Source organism: Lactococcus sp. FSL W8-0209 (genome assembly GCF_038006585.1).
Lineage (GTDB): Bacteria > Bacillota > Bacilli > Lactobacillales > Streptococcaceae > Lactococcus > Lactococcus lactis.
The window spans coordinates 171,750-195,754 of sequence record NZ_JBBOVN010000001.1 but is presented as its reverse complement, the minus strand read 5'-3'; the positions used below and the strand labels follow the sequence as shown (position 1 = coordinate 195,754).

Here is a 24,005-nt window from a genome sequence, read left to right as displayed (position 1 = left end):
TATTTCAAATAAAATAAACCGATGTGAGAAAATCTCACATTAAAACTTGACTTTGCTAATAACAAGGTCTATAATGAAAGGCATGGAGGCGAGAATTGGTGAAAGAACGTGAATTAAGACGCTCTATGGCAGTACTTCCAATAGGAACTGTCATGAAACTCACTGACCTAAGCGCAAGGCAGATTCGTTATTACGAAGAGCAAGAGCTTATTTTCCCGGAGCGAAGTGACGGTAATCGTCGCATGTATTCGCTCAATGACATAGATGCTCTATTTGATATTGCTGACTTATTGCAAGAAGGTAATAATATTGCAGATATCAAAGAAATTTATGCCAAAAGGGATGCTAAGAAGGCTCAAACTTTATCTATCGGAGAAGTCCACCATGCACTTGAACGCGAATTTGCCCAACAAGGTAGATTCGGAACTCCTGATCCCACTCATTTTACCCAACCGCGGATGTAAGTTTAGTTTACTTTATTTGTCAACTAAGTTTACAGCGAAAATTTAACTAGGAGAGTAAAGCATGACAATCACAGCAGCAGACATTCGTCGCGACGTCAAAGAAAAGGATATTAAATTCTTGCGTTTGATGTTTACAGACATTCTTGGAACACTTAAAAACGTTGAAGTTCCAGCTACAGATGAACAATTGGACAAATTGTTTGAAAACAAAATGATGTTTGACGGTTCATCAATCGAAGGATTCGTTCGTATCAATGAATCAGACATGTATCTTTATCCAGACCTTGACACTTGGATTGTTTTTCCTTGGGGAGATGAGTATGGTAAAGTGGCAGGTGTAATTTGTGATGTTTACACTCCAGAAGGTGAACCTTTCGCTGGAGACCCACGCGGTGTCTTGAAACGTAACCTTAAATCAATGGAAAAATTGGGCTTCAAGAGCTTTAACCTTGGACCTGAACCAGAGTTCTTCCTTTTCAAACTTAATGAAAATGATGAACCAACACTTGAAGTGAATGATAAAGGTGGTTATTTTGACCTTGCACCAACTGACCTTGCTGGAAACACAAGACGTGAAATCGTAAATGTATTGACAGACCTTGGTTTTGAAGTTGAAGCTTCTCACCACGAAGTAGCAATCGGTCAACATGAAATTGACTTTAAATATGCCAACGCTTTGAAAGCTTGTGATAATATTCAAATCTTTAAACTTGTTGTTAAAACAATTGCGCGTAAACATGGTTTACATGCAACGTTTATGGCAAAACCAGTTCACGGAATCAACGGTTCTGGGATGCATTGTAACATGTCTTTATTTACAGAAGATGGTGCAAATGCCTTTGCTGATCCAACAGGAGATATGGGACTTTCAGATGTTGCACATAGCTTTATTGCTGGACTTTTGAAACATGCTTATAACTTTACAGCAATTACAAACCCAACTGTTAACTCATATAAACGTTTGGTTCCTGGTTATGAAGCACCCGTTTATGTCGCTTGGGCTGGACGTAACAGATCACCTTTGATTCGCGTACCTGCTTCACGTGGTTTGTCAACTCGTGTTGAACTTCGTGCGGTTGACCCAACAGCAAATCCATATCTTGCATTGGCTGTTCTATTGGCAGCTGGTCTTGATGGTGTTGAACATAAATTGGAAGCGCCAGAAGCAATCGAATCAAATATTTACGTAATGACAGAAGAAGAACGTAAAGCACATGGTATTACAGATTTACCATCTACTTTGCACAATGCCGTTAAAGCATTGCGTGAAGATACAATTGTGACTGAAGCGCTTGGAGAACACGTTTTGGTTAACTTTGTTGAAGCGAAACGCATTGAATGGGCAAGCTATGCACAATTCGTATCGCAATGGGAAATTGATAACTATTTAGAACTTTATTAATTGATATAAAAAAATCACTGACAAAGCCTGTCAGTGATTTTTTTGGACCATTTAAATATTTTAGTTGTTTTCAGTAATTGTCAAAACGTTGAAGGCAGTTTTTCCGTCTTCGGCAATCAAGAATCCTTTGTGTTCAGCAACATAGTCAATAGCTGCTTGGAAATCAGCGAATTCTTTGACGATTGAGCAAGTGTTTGTGGCACCGACATAATTGTTTTCTGAGTCCTCGTAATAATTGATTCCTTTAAATTTAAATTTCATAATAAAAAGTCCTTTCTTTGTTATAGTTTTATTATAGCAAATGGCACTTATTTTTTACTGGTAAAACTTTAAATCAAAGTTGAAATCACAAAAAGAGCCATATTTTTTGAAAAATTCACAAAGTCAGTGTAAACTTGAGATAGGTTTTATGAATTTAATGCGAGAAAGGAAGCGAATCTTAATACTTTTTACTAAAAGTAGATTTGCATAGGAAAATATGGAACTCAATGATTTGAAAGATTCACTAACTGCTTTAAAATATGGTGAAATTGCAACTGTCGCGATGATTGACCGAGGCGCATATGCTGAAATTGAAGAGTCTATTGAAGCGGAAAGTAAAGATCAAAAGATAAATTCTGGAATCTTTAAAGAGCTTGCTGCTACAGTTAAAGATGAAAACGAGGATTTAGTGGTAGTTGGTCGTTCAGATATTGATCAGGCACTGACTCCAGAAGATTTTTCGCGATTTATCGGTCAGATGACCAAGGAAAAACATATTATTTTTGTTGAGTGTCTCTATTTGGGAACAACAGAAATTAAAGGTTTTCTTAACAGCTTGAAAGAAAAGAATCTTTTAGAAAATAGTAAATTGGTTCTGCTTGATTTGCCGCAATTAGAATACATGATGTTGCGAGACAGTTTAGCTGGACAATTTAAATTATAAAAAAAGTTACTGACAAAATTATCGCTCAGTCTGTAAGTTGCGTAAGCAAGCAGATAGGAGTGATAGAATTTTGTCAGTAACTTTTTCTTATTGTTCACGGTTTTCTCTTTGATAAAGGCGAGAATTTTTCATAATATCTTTAAAAGTATTAATGATTGTTTCTTGATAAGCAGAATTTTTAATATTTTGGCGAGCCAAATCTAATACGGCTTGTTCGCGAGAGTTATCTAAAATAGTAATTTTTTGTGCTTGTTTTTCTTGGCTAATTTCTTGAACAATTGTCATACGTTTTTCAAGAAGTTGAACGATTTCTTGGTCCACTTGGTCAATGTTATTCCGGAGTTCTTCTAGTTTATTCATGGTTTTTATTATATCATAGCTAGCAACACGAAACAACGTTTCATGTTGCTGACTTCTTTCTCTCATTTATGACCGAACTCAGCGAGAACGATAATTTCCCACCAAGTGAGTGCGGCTCGTTATGTTGCTTTAGCAACATAACGAGAGCGGACAACGTAGCGTAGAGAAGTAAACTTCGTTTCACTTCGTTGTCCATATCACAGGTGTCCCTTTTGTCAGCATTGCTAAAGCAACGGACAAAAGGGCTCACTCTAAGCCAGCAAGCTGGCAAGGCGAAGGACGCCATATCTGGAAGCGACTGAAAAGGGAGCTTTCAGGGTGCAGATTAGAAAAGCATAACTTTTCACCTTTTCGTCTGCGCATTCACGCTTTAGCGTGTTGCCTTTTTGGCAGTTGCTTCAGCAGTTAGTCAAAACGGACAGCGTAGTAGAAGCAGTGATGCTTATATCAAAACTAATCTAAAATTTGCCTTTAAAAAATGATATAATGGATTATATTATTTTTGAGGAGCAACAAGATGAATAAAGAAGAAAAAATCGAAGGTTATGAGTTACTTAATTTGCAACTAAAAGCGCTTCTTAGTGAACAAAATTATACACTTTCAAACTTAGCCAATGCAAGTAGTTTGCTTTGGAGCTTTTTGCCTGAGCAAGTTTATACAGGTTTCTACCTCTACAACGGTGAAAAATTAATTTTAGGGCCATTTCAAGGGTCTGTATCTTGCGTTGAAATTATAATGGGCAAAGGGGTTTGTGGGGAATCAGCTCAAAATCGCCAAACCATTATTGTTGAAAATGTAAAGAAACACAAAAATTATATTTCTTGTGACGGTCGAGCAATGTCTGAAATTGTTGTTCCAATGGTTAAAGACGGTAAATTAGTTGGGGTTCTTGACTTAGACAGTTCAGAAATTGGTTTTTACGATGAAATCGACCAAAAATATCTTGAAGAATTTGCTAACATTTTATGTGAAATGACTGATTTTAAATTTTTTGAAGTAGGTTAAATCAAAATTTTAAAGGGTATCGGAGAAAAAATGAGTGAAATAGTAAAAAAATTTATTGCTGACCGTTTTGGGGAAAAAGAAGGAACATCTGTAAATCCAGGTAATATTGGAGATGTTCGTGAATTTGCGCAAGAATTAGGAAGTTTTCTCTATCAATTACATCGGCTACCAACAACAGATGCAAAGTCACCTAGTTTTGAAAATGCTTTTGCTGGTTCTGATTTGATTTTCTTTGAAGCTGAGATGATAGAACTTTTGAAAGTCTATCAAAAAGTTGTTCCTGTTGACCTTTTGCAAGAAAAATTTGATTTTGCAGCAAAAACAAAATGGTCCAAGAAACCTGTTTGGGTTTTGGGAGAATTGCTTACGCAAAATTTAAAAGTTACTGACGGAAAGTTAGTTAATGTCAAAATTTCTGACAAAGCTGTTATTGGTGATCCAGCTTTTGATTTAGCAATCGCTTGGACGATTTTTGATGAAAAAGCACGTAAAATATTTTTTGCGGCAACCGAAGCAGATGAGGCAACGATTAATCGAGCAAGAATGTTCGCCCTCAGACAGGCTCTCAGAAATTATCAATCACAAGATATTGATGAATTGATTCAATCACGTGATGCTTCAACTGAAATTTTAAAAGACTTAAACTATAGTCTTGGGCAAGATTTCTATTGAAACAAGCGGATATGAAAAGAATACTAAGTAAAAAATTGGAAGAGAAAAATGGCATATCAAGCATTATATAGAAAATATCGAAGTCAAAGATTTGATGAAATGGTGGGGCAAGAAGTTGTAGCAACAACATTAAAAAATGCGATTGTCAATCATCAAATTTCACATGCTTATCTTTTTTCTGGTCCAAGAGGGACAGGGAAAACCTCAGCAGCTAAAATTTTTGCTAAGGCAATAAATTGTCCTAATCAAGTGGATGGAGAGCCCTGCAATAATTGCTTTATTTGCGACTCAATCACTAAAGGAAGCTTAGATGATGTCATTGAACTTGATGCGGCATCAAATAATGGGGTTGATGAAATTCGAGAAATTCGAGATAAATCAACTTATGCAGCTAGTCAAGCCACTTACAAGGTTTATATTATTGATGAAGTGCATATGCTTTCAACAGGGGCTTTTAATGCACTTTTGAAAACACTTGAAGAACCTACAGAAAATGTTGTTTTCGTCTTGGCTACTACTGAATTACAAAAAATTCCAGCAACCATTATCTCGCGTGTTCAACGTTTTGCTTTTAAATCAATCACAACAGGAGACATTCGGACTTATTTAGCAAAAATAATGGCTGATGAAGGACTTGAATTCGACGGTAAAGCACTCGATGTTATTGCTAAAGCAGCTGAAGGTGGAATGCGTGATGCCCTCTCTTTATTAGACCAAGCCTTATCGTTTTCATCAGGAAAATTAGAAGAAAATGATGCACTACTTGTCACAGGGTCGATTGCTGCAGATGCTTTAGTAACATATGTTGCAGCACTTTTTGAGCACGATGAAGCAAAAGCGCTGATGGAACTTGATAAGATTTTTGCTGAAGGAAAAAATATGCTTCGATTTACGGAAGATTTATTAGCATACCTTCGGGATTTACTCTTGGATAAAAATTCTCAGTATGACCGGGGTCAAATTTTTTCATGGATTGATATTGCAATTGAAAGTTTGAAAACGATAAAGGAAACGACTCAAACAAAAATTGCGGCAGACGTCATGACCATGCGTTTGGCTGAAATTGGACAAAATAATTTACTGACAGCTCCGCAAGGAGAAATCCCTAATCAGCTGACAGCCGAAATTGCTACTTTAAAAACCGAAATTAATCAATTGAAAGCTCAAATTTCAGCTGGTCAAATTCGGGTAAATTCAGATTCACAAAATAATTTACTGACAGAAAAAGTTAAAGCCAGTCCGAAACCAATAGCGTCTAAAAAACGCCAAATTAACAAAGATTTAATTTATAAAGCTTTGGCTGAGGCGACAAATGAAGCTAGAAAAGCTGCTCTAAGTGCGTGGCCAGAACTTGTTGCTTCGGTAACTAAACCGGCAGACCGAGCTTTACTTAATAATACAGCGCCTGTCGCTGCGTCAGAAAATTTCCTTGTGGTTACTTTTCCTCATGAGAATCTTGCTAAAAGAGTCAGTGAAAATGAAGAATTGCAACTTTTTTGTGGGAATCTCTTGAGTTCAATTGTTGGATTTGCGCCAGAAATTATCTCTCTTGCTGAACAAGACTGGCAAGAAGTTCGAGCGGAATATGTTTCTAATTTAAAATCTGAAAATGTTCAAGAAGATGAAGAAGATGAAAAAGAGCCGGATGAAACGGTAAACTTAGCTAAAGAACTCTTTGGTGAAAAAGTAGTCGAAATTAATGATTAAACTAATAAAAAAGCCGCTCATTGAGCGACTTTTTTAATCTTTATGACGACTTAAATCAACCTCTTTAAGGGGGATAAGTTTCGTTTTGTTTTTAAATTTATAACCCAAGTAAAGGATGAAGAAGAGTGGAATTGCGGCATACATGATGACGCCTTGCACCCAAGTTTTACCAAAAAGAAGCATTGGGTCTTGGCCGAGTGTGACTAAAACGGTCATAATTAAGGCTAAGATTGGACCGAATGGGAATAGTTTTGCATGATAAGGTAATTTTTTAACATCTTTTCCTTGAGCGACATAGGCGCGGCGGAAACGGAAGTGGCTAATTGCAATCCCAATCCAAGCAATAAATCCTGTTAAACCAGAGGCTGAGACAAGGAATGTAAAGAAGCTAACTCCGTAAATTGATGTCAAGAATGTGAGTAAAGCAACAGCAGTTGTAGCTAATAAAGCAATGAAAGGAATCCCGTTTTTTGAAGTTTTTGAGAAAATCTTTGGTGCGCCACCATCTTTAGCTAGTGAATAAAGCATCCGAGTAGAGGCATACATTCCAGAGTTTGCTGCTGAAACGACAGAAGTTAAAACAACGGCGTTCATGATAGAAGCTGCAATAGAGAGACCAACACGTTCAAATACAATTGTGAAAGGGCTTTGAGCAGCTGAATCTCCTCCAACTAAGTGGGGGTCAGTAAATGGAATGATAGCCGCCATCACGAAGATGGATAAGATATAAAAGACAAGAATACGCCAGAAGATAGAGTTCATAGCTTTAGGAATTGATTTTTCAGGATTTTCAGCTTCACCAGCTGTAATGCCGAGCAATTCTGTTCCTTGGAAAGAGAAACCAGCGACTAAGAGTACGCCGAGAATCCCTCCGCCGGTAGTGAAACTACCAAGTCCTCCGACAAAACCATGATTACCAACTGAAAGATTTTTAGCGACGTCAATATGACCGCCCATAATTCCAAAAATAGATAAGAAACCAATAATCAAGAATAAAACAACAACAGTAATTTTAATGGCTGACAACCAATATTCAGTTTCGCCAAAAGTTTTAACTGATAAGGCATTGATTGCAAAGACAATAATTAAGGCAATCAGTGAAAAAATCCAACTTGGAACATCTGGTAACCAAAATTTGATACAAAGGGCAACGGCTGTTAAATCAACCGCTACGGTAATTGCCCAGTTTAACCAATAATTCCAACCTAGAGCAAAACCAAAAGCTGGGTCAACATAACGTGTTCCATAGTCTGAAAAAGAACCAGAAGTGGGTAAATAAGTGGCCATTTCACCAAGTGATGTCATGAGGAAGTAAACCATTGCTCCGATAAGAACATAGGCAGTCAGTGCACCAAATGGTCCTGCCGTGTGAATGACATCGCCTGAAGTCAGAAACAATCCAGTTCCGATTGTTCCGCCAAGGGCAATCATGGAAACATGACGTGATTTTAAGCCGCGTTTTACTTGCGTCTCAGTAGTTGAGTTTGAAGAATTTTCCAAAATTCTCTCCCTAATAAAATTTATTCTACACCGACTTGTTTGACTCAGACTCAACCTTACTCCTGTTTAGTTTAGAAAAGTCTGAGAAAAACAAAAAAAGCAATCCTACTAGATAGAATAGATTGCTAAAGGTCCGACAAAATTTTAAAAATTTTCTTGAACGAATAGCCCTCCGCATGGTTATTAACCATTTGCGACAGTCTAGTGAGTTTTCCTCACTAGCCCAAGAACCTTGCTGAGCAACAAAATTCTTTCGGCAACCTCTCCTCCTCTAAATACGCGTCTTTGTTGTGCTCCAACTCGGCGTAGATTCATATCAGTTGCGACCTCTATCGATGTGTTATTTGTAATTCTAGCGCAATTTTAAGATGATGTCAAGGAAGAGAATGTAAAATTAATTACAAATAATCACTTTCTTTGTAAGTTTATTCATTTGTCATTTATGATATACTTATGAGGATAGGACTGCTATGTCAGTCAATAAAAATCAGTCTTTTTACTGAAATTTTCTAGGAGCAAAATATGGATTTTATTCGTGCCATTATTTTAGGTATTATTGAAGGAATCACTGAGTGGTTACCTATTTCCTCAACAGGGCATTTGATTATCGCTGATGAATTTATTCGTCTTAATCAATCAGCAGCTTTTAAAGAAATGTTTGATGTTGTGATTCAGCTAGGAGCAATTTTGTCAGTTGTTGTTCTTTATTTTCATAAACTGAATCCATTTAATAAGTTAAATCCAGCTGACAAACAAAAAACACCACGTGAAATTCAATTAACTTGGCGTTTGTGGTTGAAAGTTTTGATTGCGGCTTTACCAGCAGCGATTATTGGTTTACCACTTAATGACTGGTTGGACAAACATTTTTACCATTTTGTTCCTGTTGCCTTCATGTTAATTATTTATGGGGTAGCATTTATTGTCATTGAGCGTCGGTGGGTACCAAACCATGAATTTTCCGTAATGAATATTGACCGTTTGCCTTATCGTGCCGCTCTTTATATTGGATTATTCCAAGTGCTTTCTTTACTTCCAGGGACATCGCGTTCAGGTGCGACAATTGTCGGTGCTTTATTAATTGGTGTAAGTCGTGAAGTTGCCGCAGAATTTACCTTTTTCTTGGGTATTCCAGTTATGTTTGGAGCTAGTTTCATCAAAATACTTCACTTTTTCAAAAATGGGAATTCTTTAAGTTTTGAACAATTTGGGGTCTTGTTAGTAGCTTGTATAGTTGCCTTTGGGGTATCAATGGTTGCCATCAAGTTCTTGACCGATTATGTGAAAAAACACGATTTTACTTTCTTTGGGAAATATCGGATTGTGTTAGGGATTATCCTTCTTATTTATGCAATGTTTAAAGCCTTTTTGGGCTGAGAATGAGATAAATTATGCCAACTCTCTTTAGTTGGTATTTTTTATTTTAAAATAGTTCTCTTTGCTGAGGGAAAGTTTAAATGTATTCTTGCTAAAAATAGAAAAAAGTGATAGAATATAACTCTGTGGGAAAAACTCACAACTTACGCAGGACTCAACCTGCGTCATTAGTCCAAAAGGAGGAAAAATCAATGACTAAATACGAAATTCTTTATATTATTCGCCCAAACATTGATGAAGAAGCAAAAGCTGCCCTCGTTGAACGTTTCGATGGAATCTTGACTGACAACGGTGCTGCAAATCTTGAGTCTAAAGACTGGGAAAAACGTAAACTTGCTTACGAAATCAATGATTTCCGCGAAGGTATCTACCACATCGCAACTTTTGAAGCTGAAACAACTTCAGAAGCTTTGAGCGAATTTGACCGTCTTGCTAAGATCAACCTTGACATTCTTCGTCATATGATCGTTAAAGTTGAAGCTTAAGAGCTTTCATTTCTAAGGAGAAGTTCATCATGATTAACAATGTTGTATTAGTAGGACGCATTACTCGCGATCCTGAACTTCGATACACCCCTCAAAATCAAGCTGTCGCAACATTTTCATTGGCTGTAAACCGTCAATTTAAAAATGCGAATGGCGAACGTGAGGCTGATTTCATTAACTGCGTTATTTGGCGCCAACAAGCTGAGAATTTGGCGAATTGGGCTAAAAAAGGAGCTTTGATTGGGGTAACTGGTCGAATTCAAACACGTAACTATGAAAATCAACAAGGTCAACGCGTTTATGTGACTGAGGTTGTGGCTGACAGTTTCCAAATGTTGGAAAGTAGATCTGCTCGTGAAGGTATGGGAGGCGGAGCTTCTGCTGGTTCATATTCTGCACCTAGCCAATCTACAAATAATACTCCACGTCCACAAACGAATAACAATAATGCAACACCGAATTTCGGTCGTGATGCTGATCCGTTTGGTAGCTCACCGATGGAAATTTCGGATGATGACCTTCCATTCTAATAGGGTAAAATAATTGACGCTAAAGCGCCTAATTATTTCACGGAAACCGCTATGGCGGATTTCCTAACCCTCTTACTAGTTATTATGAAAAGCAGAATCGGCTTTTCATAATAACGTCGTAATCCTAAGGAAACTTTAAACAGACATCTAAAAATAATATAAGGAGAAATAAAATGGCACAACAACGTCGTGGCGGCTTCAAACGCCGTAAAAAAGTTGACTTCATCGCTGCAAACAAAATCGAAGTCGTTGACTACAAAGACACTGAACTTTTGAAACGTTTCATCTCAGAACGTGGTAAAATCTTGCCACGTCGCGTGACTGGTACATCTGCTAAAAACCAACGTAAAGTGGTTAACGCAATCAAACGCGCGCGCGTAATGGCTTTGCTTCCATTCGTAGCTGAAGACCAAAACTAATAAATGAAAGGCTGCTTCGGTAGTCTTTTTTTGTATAAAAATTTGACAAATAGAGTTGATATTTACTGACAGAATGCTCGGTTTCGTCCGAATTTACTGACCAGAAATTTGTCAGAAAAAGAGAATAGATTGATAACTTCATCAAGTATTTTTGATTAATACTATGTTTTTGTCAGTGAATTTATGATAAAATGGACAAATGATTGAATTGATAATAGGAGCAGTGCTCTTAAGTTTGTTAATTTATGGAATTTTTATAGAGCCTCATTTGATGAAAGTGAGACATGTAAAAATCGCTCAAAAACAAAATTTAAAAATTGCTCATTTTACCGATACCCACTTTGCTTGGCACACGACTAGTCGTCGTTTTAAAAAATTTGCTCGAAATATTGCTAATGAACAGCCAGATTTAATTATTTTTTCTGGAGATTTATTTGATAAGGTTGCTTGGGCAAAAAATCGAGATTGGACTGATTTACTGACGATATTGTCAGAACTTAAAGCTCCTCTTGGGAAATTTGCGATACTTGGTAATCATGATTTTGATGATGAAAAATCGTCAAGGTTTGTTGAAGAGTTTCTAGAAAAAGCTGGTTTTGTTCTGTTGAAAAATTCATCAGTTGTCAAAGAGAATTTATCTATTTCTGGGGTTGATGACTGGCGGGAGGGACGGCCTGATTTTGAACTTGAGCCTATTGATGCAACATTTTCGCTTTTAGCCCTTCACGAACCGGATACTATTTTAGACATGGAAACAATTAAGGAATTTGATTTAATTCTTTCTGGTCATAGTCACGGAGGGCAAATTCGGATAGGAAATTGGCGTTTACGCAATAAGGGGTCAAGTAGTGCTGATGCTGGTTTGTATCAGCTCAATGACCGAACAAAATTGTATGTTAATCGTGGAATTGGTTTGACTTTCTTACCTATTCGTTTTGGGGTGCCTCCAGAAATTGTGTATTACTACATCTAAAAAAATCTGTCAGTAATTTTGACAGATTTTTTTATTTTTTTATTTAAAAATTTACTGACAGCTTTGTTAAAAATTCTGTCATTACATTTCTCTTGCAGTCATGATCGTTTCGCGTCCCATATTATCAACGGCTCGGTAGTGTAGAGGCCATTCAGGATTAAAAGGGTAGCCAAAATCAACGAGGATGGTTGTTGGACTATTGTCTTGAGAAAAACGAATAGAAAGTAAATTACCCGAATTAACCAAGTCAAAGTTGATAATTGTTTCTAGTGGAAAAACGCCCTTGAGGTGATGGTCAATAATAAACCAAAAGGCATCAATGACTTCTCCGGGAATTGACGCAACAGTATCAAAACTTGCGTAGCGTCGTCTAGTGTTAGAAAATGCCATAAAATCACATCCTTTCTATAAGATAAATGGATAAATTCTAGGAAATACGGGAATCTCGAATGACTTTTCGGATTTCAGATAAAGTCCCTTCAGAAACATTTTTCATTTTCATTCCGTACATCATAAACAAGGCATCAAGCAAACTAATTTGAGAAACTGTGGAAGCAACGGCTTCAGGTCGAAATGAAATTTCTTCGGAAATTGAAATTAGCGCAACATCGGCCACTTTGGCTAAAGGTGAACTCGCAAAAGAAGTCAATGCAATAATTGGAACCCCGCGACTCTTCAAAATTTCAACCAAGTGCATTGTATCTCTGTTTTTTCCTGTATGTGAAATAACAAAAGCACAATCGTCGCTCGTTAATTTTGCAGCTTGCATTTGTTGAAAATGAAAATCCTGATGATAAACGCAGTGCAAAGGCATTCTCAAAAATTTATGAAAAGCAATCAATGCAACAGCGTTTGAACCACCCAAACCAAAAAAACCGCAAGTGCTGGCATTGAGCAAAATTTCCATGGTTTGGTCAAGTTGTCTGTTAGTGATAAGGTTTAATGTAGAATTTAATGATGAAATATTGCCGTTGAAGTTTTTTGTCAGTATTTCTTTGTAATCGTCAGTTGGTGAAAGTTCGCTAAAAAATTCATCATTTCGTGTCGAGTCAGTGGCATGAATGGCGAGTTTTAATTCTTGGAAGGAATTAAAGCCGATTTTTTTAGAAAATCTGGAAATTGTAGCCGTAGAGACATGAGTTTTTTGAGCAAATTCCTGAATTGAAAGCCTCGCTGCACTATCAATATTCGCAATTAAATAGTCAGAAATTGCCTGATCTGATTTACTGAGGTTATCATAATAACTTCGGATTCGGCTGATTAAAGTACGCGACATATCAAGCCTCCTTCTAATTGACTACATTATATCATAGCCAGTAACACGAAACAATGTTTCATGTACTGGCTATCATTTTATTGGGACCGAACGATGCGTAGGATAGCTGTTATCAGTTTACTGACTTACAGATATGCTAGTTGTTACACCTAGAGCGGAGTAATAAGGTATCTAGGGAGTTCGCTATAGCGTGTTATAAGTAGTGATACTCAAGATTTCTCGATTTCTCAAAAATTCCAAACTCCTAACTTGAAATTTTTTTGACAAATCAGAAAATATTTTACAAAAAATATTGTTGACAAATGAAAAAAATTACTTATACTAAAGTTATAAAATGAAAGCGATGCCACGGAGGAAAAAATGATGAAATTTGGTATGATTGGTTTAGGGAAAATGGGAATGAATCTTGTGAAAAATGCCGTTGACCATGAGATTGAAGTTGTTGCTTACGATCTAAATACAAAAGCGGTAGAGGAAGCTAAGGATTACTCAGACAAAATTACCGCTGTCAGCACAATTGAAAATTTACTGACAGAATTGCCAGCAAGCAAAATTGTTTGGTTGATGCTTCCGGCAGGAACTCCTACAAATTCAACGATTGAAATGCTCTCTGAAAAGTTGTCAGCTGGAGATATTCTGATAGACGGTGGAAATTCTAATTACAAAGATAATTTAGAACAAAATAAATTACTGACAGAAAAAGGAATTAAATTTTTTGATGTTGGAACCTCTGGTGGAATGGCTGGAGCTCGTCAAGGCGGGAATTTTATGATTGGTGGAGATGATGAAAAATCTTGGACAATCATAGAACCAATCTTCAAAGCAATCTCAATGGAAGATGGCTACCTCTATACAGGGAAACTTGGCAGTGGTCATTACTTGAAAATGATTCATAATGGAATTGAATATGGGATGATGCAAGCGATTGCTGAAGGATTTGAAATTTTAGAAGAGTCACCATTTGATTATGACTATGAATCCGTTGCAAAATTATGGAATCATGGTTCAGTAATCCGAAGCTGGTTGATGGAGCTTGCTCAAGAACAATTTTCAAAAGACCCTAAACTAGACCAAATTATCGGTCATGTTCAATCTTCAGGAGAAGGAAAATGGACCGTTGAAGAAAGCTTGAACTTAGGCGTTCCTGCCCCAGTTATTGCCTTGTCACTAATGATGCGTCAACGCTCATTACAAGAAGATACCATGACCGGAAAAGTAGTTGCCGCTTTGCGCAATGGCTTTGGCGGACATGACGTAGAACAAAAATAATTTACTGACAGATGAGAAGCGTAAGCTAACTAGGACAAAAAACTTCTGTCAGTAAAAAACTACTGATGATGAAAGAATTTTAAAGTCTGTCAGTAAATATATAGAAGAAAAGGAGCCTAAATGCAATATTTAATAGGCGTCGATTTAGGAACCACAGCAACTAAGGCAGTGCTTTTTGAGAAAAATGGAAAAATAGTTGCAAGTAGTAGCCAAGCCTATCCCCTCTATCGTGATGCTAGTGGGATGGCAGAAGAATCTCTTGAAGAAATTTTTGAAGCAGTTTTAGTGACAATCAGGGAAGTTTCAATTAACTTAGAAGATGAAGACGAACTTTTAGCCGTTTCATTTAGTACACAAATGCACTCACTAATTGCTTTTGACGAAAATTGGCAGCCACTTACAAGATTAATCACTTGGGCTGATACAAGAGCAGTAAAATACACCGAACAAATTAAAGCCTCTAAAAATGGTTTTGATATTTATCGAAGAACCGGAACGCCTCTTCATCCAATGGCTCCTTTATCTAAATTTATCTGGTTAGAAGCTGAACATCCAGACATTTATCAAAAAGCAGCCCACTATTTGGAACTTAAAGGATACATTTTCCAACGACTTTTTGGAACAAATAAAATGGATTTATCAACCGCAACAGGTACAGGTATCTTCAATATATTTGAACTTCATTGGGATAAAGAAGCACTAGAGATGACTGGGATCAAAGAAAGTCAATTGCCTAAAGTAGTAGAACCCTATGAGATAGAAGAAAACCTTCCTCACGAATATGCCAAGAAAATGGGAATTCAAAGCAGCACCAAATTTATTTGGGGTGCAGCCGATGGTCCGTTGTCAAATTTAGGAGTAAATGCGATTAAACCGGGTGTTGCAGCCATCACAATTGGAACATCTGGTGCGATTCGAGTAGTTACTGACAAACCTAAAACAGATGAAAAAGGACGCACATTTACCTATGCATTAGACAAAGAGCATTGGGTAGTCGGTGGTCCCGTAAACTCTGGTGGAGATGTTTTCCGTTGGGCTCGTGACCAAATTTTTGATGGAAAAATTTCTTTTGATGAAGTCACGGAACTTGCAGCAAACATTTCCCCGGGCGCTGATGGATTGCTTTTCCACCCCTATCTTGGAGGCGAGCGAGCACCGATTTGGGATGCCAATGCCAGAGGTTCATTTTTTGGCCTAAACTACGGACATAATCGTAGTCATATGGCCAGATCTGTTCTTGAAGGGGTTATCTTCAATATTTATATGGTTGCGCTTAGCCTTGTTGAAGTAGTAGGTGACCTAAATATGATTCAAGCGACAGGAGGATTTACAAGCTCTGAACTCTGGACACAAATTCTAGCAGATATTTTTGAACAACCAATCAATGTGCCAGAGAGCCGAGAAGCTGGCTGTTTAGCCGCCATTATTATGGCTGAAAAAGCCCTCGGCCTAATTGAAGATATCAGCGAAATCGAAACGATGGTAGGAACAAACGAAACCTACCAACCCAATCCAAAAAATTTCGAAATTTACCGAGAAATTAGTCCAATATTTATCCGACTTTCTCGCTCTCTCTTGGCAGAATATGAAAATATTGCCAATTTCCAAAGAAAATTTAAAGAAGAAAAATAAACTTATATTCTTTAAAGACTCAATACTTCCACATATCACAAAAAAGTATTGAGTTAATTTTTAAAAGCAAATTGTAAGCGCCAGCAATCGTGCTTACACAGTATATTCAATATTTTTTGAAAGGAAAAAATATATGATTGATTTACTTGTACTTTTAATTGGGGTCTTAATCCTCCTCCTGATGATTATCAAATTTAAAATTAACACTTTTGTGTCCTTGATTGTCGTAGCGGTTTTAGTTGGGTTAGGACTTGGAATGCCACTCGGTCAAATCCCTGTTTCAATCCAAAACGGAATCGGAGGCTCATTAGGAGAGTTAGCAATCGTTTTTGGTTTTGGAGCAATGCTTGGAAGACTAATTGCTGATGCTGGTGGAGCCTATCGTATCTCAAAAACGCTTATTAACAGTTTTGGTAAAAAAAGAATTCAATGGGCAATTATGGTTGCCAGCTTTATTATTGGGATTGCCCTCTTCTTTGAAGTTGGGATGGTTCTCTTGATTCCGATTGTCTTTGCCGTCGCCTTAGAAGCAAGTGTTCCCTTGATTTACCTCGGAATTCCAATGGCAGCAGGACTTTCAGTAACTCACGGATTCTTACCTCCCCATCCAGCACCAATTGCAATTGCCGGTGTACTAGGCGCAAATCCTGGAACTGTTCTCCTTTACGGAATTATTGCAGCAATTCCAACAGTCATTATCGCAGGCCCAGTTTTCACAAAAATTGCTAAAAAATGGGTCCCAGAGGCCTTTGTTGTAAAAAATAAACTATCCGCCTTTGGTGAAATCAAAGAATGGAAATTAGAAGAAACTCCAGGATTTGGAATTTCTATCTTGACAGCATTAATGCCAGTAATCTTAATGGCAATCAGCACCATTTATTCTATCGCGACTAATGATGGGAAACCCTTTGCCGCAGTAACAACAAGTGCAATGAAAGCAGGGAAGGTAGTAACGACCACTACTTACCCATCAAGTTTTGTTGAAAATGTGATGATGTTTATTGGTAATCCCGTATCGGCGATGATTATTTCACTACTATTTGCCTTAGTTACTATGGGTTGGATGCAACGTAAGAAAAATTCAGAAATTGCAGTATCAATTGCAGATTCAGTTAAGTCAATTGCGATGCTTTTGTTAGTTATCGGTGGTGGAGCAGCCCTTAAACAAATTCTTATTGATGGAGGGATATCAGTCCAAATCGCCAATATGTTTAAAGATTCACCACTTTCGCCATTGTTGCTTGCTTGGATTATTACCGTCATTCTACGTGTAGCCCTAGGTTCTGCAACCGTGGCCGCTTTAACAGCAGCAGGTTTAGTTCAACCAATGCTTGCATCAGCTTCTCCAAATACAGCCGCACTAATGGTTTTGGCAATAGGGGCAGGTTCAATTGCCGCATCTCATGTTAACGATGCAGGATTCTGGATGTTTAAAGAATACTTTGATTTAGATGTCAAACAAACATTAAAAACTTGGACAGTACTAGAAACGATTATCGCAGTTGTAGGTTTAGGAATGGTCATGTTGATGAGTATCTGGGTACATTAATAAAAAAATAAGTCAATTTTGACTAATTTTTTTAATTTGCCAAAGCTAGTGGTGGCAAGAAATAAAGCGAATACAGGAGAGGGAAAAAGCGAACGTAAGATAAAAAAAGTCGTAAAAGCCACAGTTAATTCTTGACAAGATTAGGTAGGTTTGATAGAATATAATAGTTGTCGCAAGAGACGAGGGTCTTGAAGCGATAAGCTAGACCATTGAAAACTGAATAAAGAAGAATGACTCATGTGATGTAGTAAGATACATCAAAAATCTGTCAATCAATAATGAAAGACAAGCCAGTCACTTCGGTGACTTAAATACTTTATTTGAGAGTTTGATCCTGGCTCAGGACGAACGCTGGCGGCGTGCCTAATACATGCAAGTTGAGCGCTGAAGGTTGGTACTTGTACCAACTGGATGAGCAGCGAACGGGTGAGTAACGCGTGGGGAATCTGCCTTTGAGCGGGGGACAACATTTGGAAACGAATGCTAATACCGCATAAAAACTTTAAACACAAGTTTTAAGTTTGAAAGATGCAATTGCATCACTCAAAGATGATCCCGCGTTGTATTAGCTAGTTGGTGAGGTAAAGGCTCACCAAGGCGATGATACATAGCCGACCTGAGAGGGTGATCGGCCACATTGGGACTGAGACACGGCCCAAACTCCTACGGGAGGCAGCAGTAGGGAATCTTCGGCAATGGACGAAAGTCTGACCGAGCAACGCCGCGTGAGTGAAGAAGGTTTTCGGATCGTAAAACTCTGTTGGTAGAGAAGAACGTTGGTGAGAGTGGAAAGCTCATCAAGTGACGGTAACTACCCAGAAAGGGACGGCTAACTACGTGCCAGCAGCCGCGGTAATACGTAGGTCCCGAGCGTTGTCCGGATTTATTGGGCGTAAAGCGAGCGCAGGTGGTTTATTAAGTCTGGTGTAAAAGGCAGTGGCTCAACCATTGTATGCATTGGAAACTGGTAGACTTGAGTGCAGGAGAGGAGAGTGGAATTCCATGTGTAGCGGTGAAATGCGTAGATATATGGAGGAACACCGGTGGCGAAAGCGGCTCTCTGGCCTGTAACTGACACTGAGGCTCGAAAGCGTGGGGAGCAAACAGGATTAGATACCCTGGTAGTCCACGCCGTAAACGATGAGTGCTAGATGTAGGGAGCTATAAGTTCTCTGTATCGCAGCTAACGCAATAAGCACTCCGCCTGGGGAGTACGACCGCAAGGTTGAAACTCAAAGGAATTGACGGGGGCCCGCACAAGCGGTGGAGCATGTGGTTTAATTCGAAGCAACGCGAAGAACCTTACCAGGTCTTGACATACTCGTGCTATTCCTAGAGATAGGAAGTTCCTTCGGGACACGGGATACAGGTGGTGCATGGTTGTCGTCAGCTCGTGTCGTGAGATGTTGGGTTAAGTCCCGCAACGAGCGCAACCCCTATTGTTAGTTGCCATCATTAAGTTGGGCACTCTAACGAGACTGCCGGTGATAAACCGGAGGAAGGTGGGGATGACGTCAAATCATCATGCCCCTTATGACCTGGGCTACACACGTGCTACAATGGATGGTACAACGAGTCGCGAGACAGTGATGTTTAGCTAATCTCTTAAAACCATTCTCAGTTCGGATTGTAGGCTGCAACTCGCCTACATGAAGTCGGAATCGCTAGTAATCGCGGATCAGCACGCCGCGGTGAATACGTTCCCGGGCCTTGTACACACCGCCCGTCACACCACGGGAGTTGGGAGTACCCGAAGTAGGTTGCCTAACCGCAAGGAGGGCGCTTCCTAAGGTAAGACCGATGACTGGGGTGAAGTCGTAACAAGGTAGCCGTATCGGAAGGTGCGGCTGGATCACCTCCTTTCTAAGGAATATATACAAAGACGTGAGCATTCAACTTTATTCAGTTTTGAGGGGTTTAGTCATAAACCTAAGCAAGAATCAACTTCTTGATTGTGGGGCCTTAGCTCAGCTGGGAGAGCGCCTGCTTTGCACGCAGGAGGTCAGCGGTTCGATCCCGCTAGGCTCCATTGTCAGACAAGACGTTAAAATCACTTGAACATTGAAAACTAAATAACAATATCTAATAACGATAAATAAACCAAAAGCTGTGAATTTTAAAGAATTTACAAACTTATACTTGAAAAACGATGATTATAAATCATCATGGCAAAGTTAATAAGGGCGCACGGTGGATGCCTTGGCACTAAGAGCCGATGAAGGACGTGACTAACGACGATATTCTAGGGGGAGCAGTAAGTACGCATTGATCCCTAGGTCTCCGAATGGGGAAACCCAGCTGCTACTAGCAGTTATTCATGAGTGAATACATAGCTCATGTAAAGGTAACGCAGAGAACTGAAACATCTAAGTACCTGCAGGAAGAGAAAGTAAAAACGATTTCGTAAGTAGCGGCGAGCGAACGCGAAGAAGGGCAAACCAAGAAGCTTGCTTCTTGGGGTTGTAGGACTGCAACGTGGACTTAAGCATTATAGTCGAATAACCTGGGAAGGTTAATCAAAGAGGGTAATAATCCCGTAGACGAAATAGCGCTTATACCTAGCAGTATCCTGAGTAGGGCTGGACACGCGAAATCCAGTTTGAATCCGGGAGGACCATCTCCCAACCCTAAATACTCCTTAGTGACCGATAGTGAACCAGTACCGTGAGGGAAAGGTGAAAAGAACCCCGAGAGGGGAGTGAAATAGCACCTGAAACCGTGTGCCTACAAGAAGTTCGAGCCCGTTAATGGGTGAGAGCGTGCCTTTTGTAGAATGAACCGGCGAGTTACGTTATGATGCGAGGTTAAGTTGAAGAGACGGAGCCGTAGGGAAACCGAGTCTGAATAGGGCGACTTAGTATCATGATGTAGACCCGAAACCTAGTGACCTATCCATGAGCAGGGTGAAGGTGTGGTAAGACGCACTGGAGGCCCGAACCAGGACACGTTGAAAAGTGTTTGGATGACTTGTGGATAGCGGAGAAATTCCAAACGAACTGGGAGATAGCTGGTTCTCTCCGAAATAGCTTTAGGGCTAGCGTCGAAATGTAAGTGTATTGGAGGTAGAGCACTGTTTGGGTGAGGGGTCCGTCTAGGATTACCAATCTCAGATAAACTCCGAATGCTAATACACATGTTCGGCAGTCAGACTGCGAGTGCTAAGATCCGTAGTCGAAAGGGAAACAGCCCAGACCAACAGCTAAGGTCCCAAAATATATGTTAAGTGGAAAAGGATGTGGGGTTGCATAGACAACTAGGATGTTAGCTCAGAAGCAGCTATCATTCAAAGAGTGCGTAATAGCTCACTAGTCGAGTGACCCTGCGCCGAAAATGTACCGGGGCTAAACATATTACCGAAGCTTTGGATTGATATTTTATCAATGGTAGGAGAGCGTTCTTAACCGCGATGAAGGTATACCGTGAGGAGTGCTGGAGCGTTAAGAAGTGAGAATGCCGGTATGAGTAGCGCAAGATAAGTGAGAATCTTATCCACCGTAAGACTAAGGTTTCCAGGGGAAGGCTCGTCCGCCCTGGGTTAGTCGGGACCTAAGGCGAGGCCGAAAGGCGTAGTCGATGGACAACTGGTTGATATTCCAGTACTAGATATGATCGTGATGGAGGGACGCAGTAGGCTAAGAGATGCCAGTTAATGGATTCTGGTCTAAGCAGTGAGGTGTGAGATGTGTCAAATGCATTTCTCTTTAACATTGAGCTGTGATGGGGAAGCAACTACGGTTGCGAACTCTCTGATGTCACACTGCCAAGAAAAGCTTCTAGCGTAAAGTCATATCTACCCGTACCGCAAACCGACACAGGTAGTCGAGGCGAGTAGCCTCAGGTGATCGAGAGAACTCTCGTTAAGGAACTCGGCAAAATAGCCCCGTAACTTCGGGAGAAGGGGTGCTGGTGTAAAAGCCAGCCGCAGTGAATAGGCCCAAGCAACTGTTTATCAAAAACACAGCTCTCTGCTAAACCGCAAGGTGATGTATAGGGGGTGACGCCTGCCCGGTGCTGGAAGGTTAAGAGGAGTGCTTAGACGTAAGTCGAAGGTATGAATTGAAGCCCCAGTAAACGGCGGCCGTAACTATAACGGTCCTAAGGTAGCGAAATTCCTTGTCGGGTAAGTTCCGACCCGCACGAAAGGCGTAATGATTTGGGCACTGTCTCAACGAGAGACTCGGTGAAATTTTAGTACCTGTGAAGATGCAGGTTACCCGCGACAGGACGGAAAGACCCCATGGAGCTTTACTGTAGTTTGATATTGAGTACCTGTAAGTCATGTACAGGATAGGTAGGAGCCATTGAAATAGGGACGCTAGTTTCTATTGAGGCGTTGTTGGGATACTACCCTTGACTTATGGTTACTCTAACCCGCTGGCATAATCGGCCAGGGAGACAGTGTCTGACGGACAGTTTGACTGGGGCGGTCGCCTCCTAAAGAGTAACGGAGGCGCTCAAAGGTTGGCTCAGATTGGTTGGAAATCAATCGTAGAGTGTAAAGGTAAAAGCCAGCTTGACTGCGAGAGCTACAACTCGAGCAGGTAGGAAACTAGGACTTAGTGATCCGGTGGTACCGCATGGAAGGGCCATCGCTCAACGGATAAAAGCTACCCTGGGGATAACAGGCTTATCTCCCCCAAGAGTTCACATCGACGGGGAGGTTTGGCACCTCGATGTCGGCTCGTCGCATCCTGGGGCTGTAGTCGGTCCCAAGGGTTGGGCTGTTCGCCCATTAAAGCGGCACGCGAGCTGGGTTCAGAACGTCGTGAGACAGTTCGGTCCCTATCCGTCGCGGGCGTAGGTAATTTGAGAGGATCTGTCCTTAGTACGAGAGGACCGGGATGGACTTACCGCTGGTGTACCAGTTGTTCCGCCAGGAGCACGGCTGGATAGCTATGTAGGGAAGGGATAAGCGCTGAAAGCATCTAAGTGCGAAGCCCACCTCAAGATGAGATTACCCATTCGTAAGAATTAAGAGCCCAGAGAGATGATCTGGTAGATAGGCTGGAAGTGGAAGAGTTGCGAGACTTGGAGCGGACCAGTACTAATCGCTCGAGGACTTTACCAAAAGAGTCAAATATAATATGCTTATGGTTTAAAAGTTAGAAGAATTGTTATTTAGTTTTGAATGTTCAAGGTAACATTTAATGATTTGGTCATCATTGCGATGGAGATACACCTGTTCCCATGTCGAACACAGAAGTTAAGTCCATCTACGGCGGAAGTACTTGGGGGTTGCCCCCTGGGAGATAGGCGAGTGGCCAAGTGAACTGGAGGAGCTAAGGCTCCTCTTTTTTTTATCTCGCTAACGAGATTCAAGAGATGTGATGTATGAATAAATAAAAAAAGACCTTTCGGGCCTTTTTTTATTTATTCTGGAAATGTATAATCACGCAATGCGCTACTAATATCATCATATGAAAAACCTTTTCTAGCCAAAGCCTGCGTAACTTTTTGCTTTCGCTCGTACCCCTCATAGTTTTTACTGTAGCGTTTGGAAACTTTTTCTAGTGCTGTGTAGAGAAGTTGGGTCTCATTTTCTTCATCTGTTTCTAATTCAAGTGATTCTAGAGCAATTGAAGAGATAGAATACGTAAAACCTTTATTCATTAGGTTTTGAATAATTTTATCTTTCAGCTGTTTTAGGGTCAATCTTTGGCCATAAGTTCTGTCTGTTTTTTCGGCAAGTTTGTAGGCAACATCTATTTGTTTTTCCTCATCATAAATGTTAGAAAGTGCATGGTCAATGATTAGGGGATCAATACCCTTTGTTATTAATTTCTGTTTAATTTGATAGGGGCCAGCACTTCCCATTGAAATTTTTCCTTCAATAAAATTTTCAGCGTAGGCTTTATCATTAATTAGATTGTTTTTTGTAAGAGCATTTATGACCTCGTCAATTTGGTCAGTATTGTCAATTTCGTGTTCACTAAGATATTTTCTTACTTCCGAACTTGTCCTCATTTTAAAGGAAATGTAGTAGAGTGCTAGTGATTTTCCTTGAGCAAATTGGTCATAAGATTGAATCTCTTCTAAATCTGCATCATCGAGCTCTTTATCAACATTTAGAAAAAAGTGAACAATTGTATCCTCAGAAAGATATATTTTTTCTTCATCAAATCCAGATAAATCGACGCGGTAAAGTCGTTTTAATTTTTTTATTGCAGTGATTTTTCCCATGTATATATTATATACGAAAATAATTAAAAATTGTCACTTATGAATCGTGTAGTAAAACAATTACGTGAAATGAAAGTGTAGTTTATAAACCTGTTTGTAAAAGATGGTTATTTCTGTAAACTTATTAAAAAATACCGTTTAAACGTTGGTATTATACAGTTTTCATTATTTTTAAAAATAATAGGATTTAAATGATGTAATATTTACAAGACAAAATATCCGATATCTTCCACTTTTTGTAGTAAAATTATAACAAACAATCTACAAATATGACGGAGA

General features: G+C 39.4%; 20 protein-coding genes, 1 tRNA gene, 3 rRNA genes and 1 riboswitch. Of the genes, 18 read left to right on the top strand and 6 right to left on the bottom strand.

The genetic code is table 11. The features are described 5' to 3' along the window. Nucleotides 1-98: 98 nt before the first annotated feature. Both MKX45_RS01000 and glnA read left to right on the top strand, forming a co-directional pair. A complete protein-coding gene (locus tag MKX45_RS01000; RefSeq protein ID WP_003131985.1) occupies nucleotides 99-464 on the top strand; it encodes a MerR family transcriptional regulator in 366 nt (121 codons plus the stop codon). Nucleotides 465-525: 61 nt separating this feature from the next. Beyond that, nucleotides 526-1,866: a type I glutamate--ammonia ligase gene (glnA, locus tag MKX45_RS00995; RefSeq protein ID WP_003131984.1), complete on the top strand. Its 1,341-nt coding sequence runs from the start codon at nucleotides 526-528 to the stop codon at nucleotides 1,864-1,866. Nucleotides 1,867-1,926: 60 nt separating this feature from the next. On the opposite strand, the gene MKX45_RS00990 is transcribed toward glnA, so the two are convergent. Continuing rightward, nucleotides 1,927-2,127, bottom strand: coding sequence for a hypothetical protein (locus MKX45_RS00990; RefSeq protein WP_003131983.1), 201 nt, complete (start codon nucleotides 2,125-2,127; stop codon nucleotides 1,927-1,929). Between the two features lie 217 nt (nucleotides 2,128-2,344). Between MKX45_RS00990 and MKX45_RS00985 the strand changes: the two genes are divergently transcribed. Further along, the gene (locus MKX45_RS00985) at nucleotides 2,345-2,791 is read left to right on the top strand and encodes a hypothetical protein (RefSeq protein WP_340816718.1); all 447 of its coding nucleotides are present in this window, start codon (nucleotides 2,345-2,347) and stop codon (nucleotides 2,789-2,791) included. An 87-nt stretch (nucleotides 2,792-2,878) separates the two neighbouring features. Here MKX45_RS00985 and MKX45_RS00980 read toward each other — a convergent pair whose 3' ends face one another. Next, nucleotides 2,879-3,151: a chorismate mutase gene (locus MKX45_RS00980; RefSeq protein ID WP_003131960.1), complete on the bottom strand. Its 273-nt coding sequence runs from the start codon at nucleotides 3,149-3,151 to the stop codon at nucleotides 2,879-2,881. A 517-nt stretch (nucleotides 3,152-3,668) separates the two neighbouring features. Here MKX45_RS00980 and MKX45_RS00975 point away from each other — a divergent pair. From MKX45_RS00975 to dnaX, 3 genes are read left to right on the top strand one after another with little or no spacing between them, the layout of a single operon-like run. Further along, complete coding sequence (locus MKX45_RS00975; RefSeq protein ID WP_003131959.1) at nucleotides 3,669-4,157, top strand: GAF domain-containing protein; 489 nt, start codon at nucleotides 3,669-3,671, stop codon at nucleotides 4,155-4,157. A gap of 30 nt (nucleotides 4,158-4,187) precedes the next feature. Continuing rightward, a complete protein-coding gene (locus tag MKX45_RS00970) occupies nucleotides 4,188-4,829 on the top strand; it encodes a phosphotransferase (RefSeq protein WP_057720925.1) in 642 nt (213 codons plus the stop codon). A gap of 48 nt (nucleotides 4,830-4,877) precedes the next feature. Further along, on the top strand, nucleotides 4,878-6,536 hold the full coding sequence (dnaX, locus tag MKX45_RS00965; RefSeq protein ID WP_057720926.1) for a DNA polymerase III subunit gamma/tau: 1,659 nt from the start codon (nucleotides 4,878-4,880) through the stop codon (nucleotides 6,534-6,536). Between the two features lie 33 nt (nucleotides 6,537-6,569). On the opposite strand, the gene MKX45_RS00960 is transcribed toward dnaX, so the two are convergent. Then, nucleotides 6,570-8,036, bottom strand: coding sequence for an amino acid permease (locus MKX45_RS00960; protein WP_017865200.1), 1,467 nt, complete (start codon nucleotides 8,034-8,036; stop codon nucleotides 6,570-6,572). 157 nt (nucleotides 8,037-8,193) lie between these two features. Continuing rightward, nucleotides 8,194-8,376: riboswitch (Lysine riboswitch) on the bottom strand. Between the two features lie 182 nt (nucleotides 8,377-8,558). Between MKX45_RS00960 and MKX45_RS00955 the strand changes: the two genes are divergently transcribed. The 5 genes from MKX45_RS00955 to MKX45_RS00935 all read left to right on the top strand — a co-directional run bounded on the left by MKX45_RS00955 (nucleotide 8,559) and on the right by MKX45_RS00935 (nucleotide 11,820). Beyond that, complete coding sequence (locus MKX45_RS00955) at nucleotides 8,559-9,413, top strand: undecaprenyl-diphosphate phosphatase (protein WP_012898664.1); 855 nt, start codon at nucleotides 8,559-8,561, stop codon at nucleotides 9,411-9,413. Between the two features lie 191 nt (nucleotides 9,414-9,604). Continuing rightward, on the top strand, nucleotides 9,605-9,898 hold the full coding sequence (rpsF, locus tag MKX45_RS00950; RefSeq protein ID WP_003131954.1) for a 30S ribosomal protein S6: 294 nt from the start codon (nucleotides 9,605-9,607) through the stop codon (nucleotides 9,896-9,898). A gap of 29 nt (nucleotides 9,899-9,927) precedes the next feature. Next, the gene (locus MKX45_RS00945; protein ID WP_047207005.1) at nucleotides 9,928-10,428 is read left to right on the top strand and encodes a single-stranded DNA-binding protein; all 501 of its coding nucleotides are present in this window, start codon (nucleotides 9,928-9,930) and stop codon (nucleotides 10,426-10,428) included. Nucleotides 10,429-10,601: 173 nt separating this feature from the next. Beyond that, nucleotides 10,602-10,847, top strand: coding sequence for a 30S ribosomal protein S18 (gene rpsR / locus MKX45_RS00940; protein ID WP_003131952.1), 246 nt, complete (start codon nucleotides 10,602-10,604; stop codon nucleotides 10,845-10,847). A 199-nt stretch (nucleotides 10,848-11,046) separates the two neighbouring features. Then, nucleotides 11,047-11,820 (top strand): metallophosphoesterase, encoded by a 774-nt coding sequence (locus tag MKX45_RS00935; RefSeq protein WP_057720927.1) that lies wholly within the window; start codon nucleotides 11,047-11,049, stop codon nucleotides 11,818-11,820. An 81-nt stretch (nucleotides 11,821-11,901) separates the two neighbouring features. On the opposite strand, the gene MKX45_RS00930 is transcribed toward MKX45_RS00935, so the two are convergent. Beyond that, on the bottom strand, nucleotides 11,902-12,210 hold the full coding sequence (locus MKX45_RS00930) for a DUF960 domain-containing protein (protein ID WP_010906371.1): 309 nt from the start codon (nucleotides 12,208-12,210) through the stop codon (nucleotides 11,902-11,904). A gap of 37 nt (nucleotides 12,211-12,247) precedes the next feature. Next, nucleotides 12,248-13,096, bottom strand: a complete 849-nt coding sequence (locus MKX45_RS00925; RefSeq protein ID WP_057720928.1) for a MurR/RpiR family transcriptional regulator — start codon at nucleotides 13,094-13,096, stop codon at nucleotides 12,248-12,250. 363 nt (nucleotides 13,097-13,459) lie between these two features. Between MKX45_RS00925 and gnd the strand changes: the two genes are divergently transcribed. The 7 genes from gnd to rrf all read left to right on the top strand — a co-directional run bounded on the left by gnd (nucleotide 13,460) and on the right by rrf (nucleotide 22,813). Beyond that, nucleotides 13,460-14,365 carry a phosphogluconate dehydrogenase (NAD(+)-dependent, decarboxylating) gene (gene gnd, locus MKX45_RS00920; protein WP_057720931.1) on the top strand — a complete coding sequence of 302 codons (906 nt, stop codon included), beginning with the start codon at nucleotides 13,460-13,462 and terminating at the stop codon, nucleotides 14,363-14,365. Between the two features lie 120 nt (nucleotides 14,366-14,485). Further along, the gene (gene gntK, locus MKX45_RS00915) at nucleotides 14,486-15,997 is read left to right on the top strand and encodes a gluconokinase (protein WP_128268094.1); all 1,512 of its coding nucleotides are present in this window, start codon (nucleotides 14,486-14,488) and stop codon (nucleotides 15,995-15,997) included. 133 nt (nucleotides 15,998-16,130) lie between these two features. Then, nucleotides 16,131-17,546: a gluconate:H+ symporter gene (locus MKX45_RS00910; RefSeq protein WP_015427203.1), complete on the top strand. Its 1,416-nt coding sequence runs from the start codon at nucleotides 16,131-16,133 to the stop codon at nucleotides 17,544-17,546. Between the two features lie 316 nt (nucleotides 17,547-17,862). Next, a 16S ribosomal RNA gene (locus MKX45_RS00905) occupies nucleotides 17,863-19,409 on the top strand. A gap of 93 nt (nucleotides 19,410-19,502) precedes the next feature. Further along, a tRNA-Ala gene (locus MKX45_RS00900) sits at nucleotides 19,503-19,575 on the top strand. 138 nt (nucleotides 19,576-19,713) lie between these two features. Next, nucleotides 19,714-22,614, top strand: a 23S ribosomal RNA gene (locus tag MKX45_RS00895). Between the two features lie 83 nt (nucleotides 22,615-22,697). After that, nucleotides 22,698-22,813 (top strand): 5S ribosomal RNA (gene rrf, locus MKX45_RS00890). The 16S, 23S and 5S rRNA genes sit together here with 1 tRNA gene alongside, the layout of an rRNA operon. Nucleotides 22,814-22,916: 103 nt before the next feature. Here rrf and recX read toward each other — a convergent pair. Continuing rightward, nucleotides 22,917-23,726 carry a recombination regulator RecX gene (gene recX, locus MKX45_RS00885; RefSeq protein ID WP_057720863.1) on the bottom strand — a complete coding sequence of 270 codons (810 nt, stop codon included), beginning with the start codon at nucleotides 23,724-23,726 and terminating at the stop codon, nucleotides 22,917-22,919. Nucleotides 23,727-24,005 lie beyond the last annotated feature (279 nt).

Excerpts from the sequence above, each read along its gene's own strand:
- glnA (WP_003131984.1), top strand. The coding sequence starts at position 526 with ATGACAATCACAGCAGCAGACATTCGTCGCGACGTCAAAGAAAAGGAT.
- gnd (WP_057720931.1), top strand. The coding sequence starts at position 13,460 with ATGAAATTTGGTATGATTGGTTTAGGGAAAATGGGAATGAATCTTGTG.
- MKX45_RS00970 (WP_057720925.1), top strand. The coding sequence starts at position 4,188 with ATGAGTGAAATAGTAAAAAAATTTATTGCTGACCGTTTTGGGGAAAAA.
- MKX45_RS00925 (WP_057720928.1), bottom strand. The coding sequence starts at position 13,096 with ATGTCGCGTACTTTAATCAGCCGAATCCGAAGTTATTATGATAACCTC.
- MKX45_RS00985 (WP_340816718.1), top strand. The coding sequence starts at position 2,345 with ATGGAACTCAATGATTTGAAAGATTCACTAACTGCTTTAAAATATGGT.
- MKX45_RS00945 (WP_047207005.1), top strand. The coding sequence starts at position 9,928 with ATGATTAACAATGTTGTATTAGTAGGACGCATTACTCGCGATCCTGAA.
- MKX45_RS00910 (WP_015427203.1), top strand. The coding sequence starts at position 16,131 with ATGATTGATTTACTTGTACTTTTAATTGGGGTCTTAATCCTCCTCCTG.
- MKX45_RS00955 (WP_012898664.1), top strand. The coding sequence starts at position 8,559 with ATGGATTTTATTCGTGCCATTATTTTAGGTATTATTGAAGGAATCACT.
- rpsR (WP_003131952.1), top strand. The coding sequence starts at position 10,602 with ATGGCACAACAACGTCGTGGCGGCTTCAAACGCCGTAAAAAAGTTGAC.
- recX (WP_057720863.1), bottom strand. The coding sequence starts at position 23,726 with ATGGGAAAAATCACTGCAATAAAAAAATTAAAACGACTTTACCGCGTC.
- MKX45_RS00935 (WP_057720927.1), top strand. The coding sequence starts at position 11,047 with ATGATTGAATTGATAATAGGAGCAGTGCTCTTAAGTTTGTTAATTTAT.
- MKX45_RS00930 (WP_010906371.1), bottom strand. The coding sequence starts at position 12,210 with ATGGCATTTTCTAACACTAGACGACGCTACGCAAGTTTTGATACTGTT.
- MKX45_RS00990 (WP_003131983.1), bottom strand. The coding sequence starts at position 2,127 with ATGAAATTTAAATTTAAAGGAATCAATTATTACGAGGACTCAGAAAAC.
- rpsF (WP_003131954.1), top strand. The coding sequence starts at position 9,605 with ATGACTAAATACGAAATTCTTTATATTATTCGCCCAAACATTGATGAA.
- MKX45_RS00980 (WP_003131960.1), bottom strand. The coding sequence starts at position 3,151 with ATGAATAAACTAGAAGAACTCCGGAATAACATTGACCAAGTGGACCAA.
- gntK (WP_128268094.1), top strand. The coding sequence starts at position 14,486 with ATGCAATATTTAATAGGCGTCGATTTAGGAACCACAGCAACTAAGGCA.
- MKX45_RS00975 (WP_003131959.1), top strand. The coding sequence starts at position 3,669 with ATGAATAAAGAAGAAAAAATCGAAGGTTATGAGTTACTTAATTTGCAA.
- dnaX (WP_057720926.1), top strand. The coding sequence starts at position 4,878 with ATGGCATATCAAGCATTATATAGAAAATATCGAAGTCAAAGATTTGAT.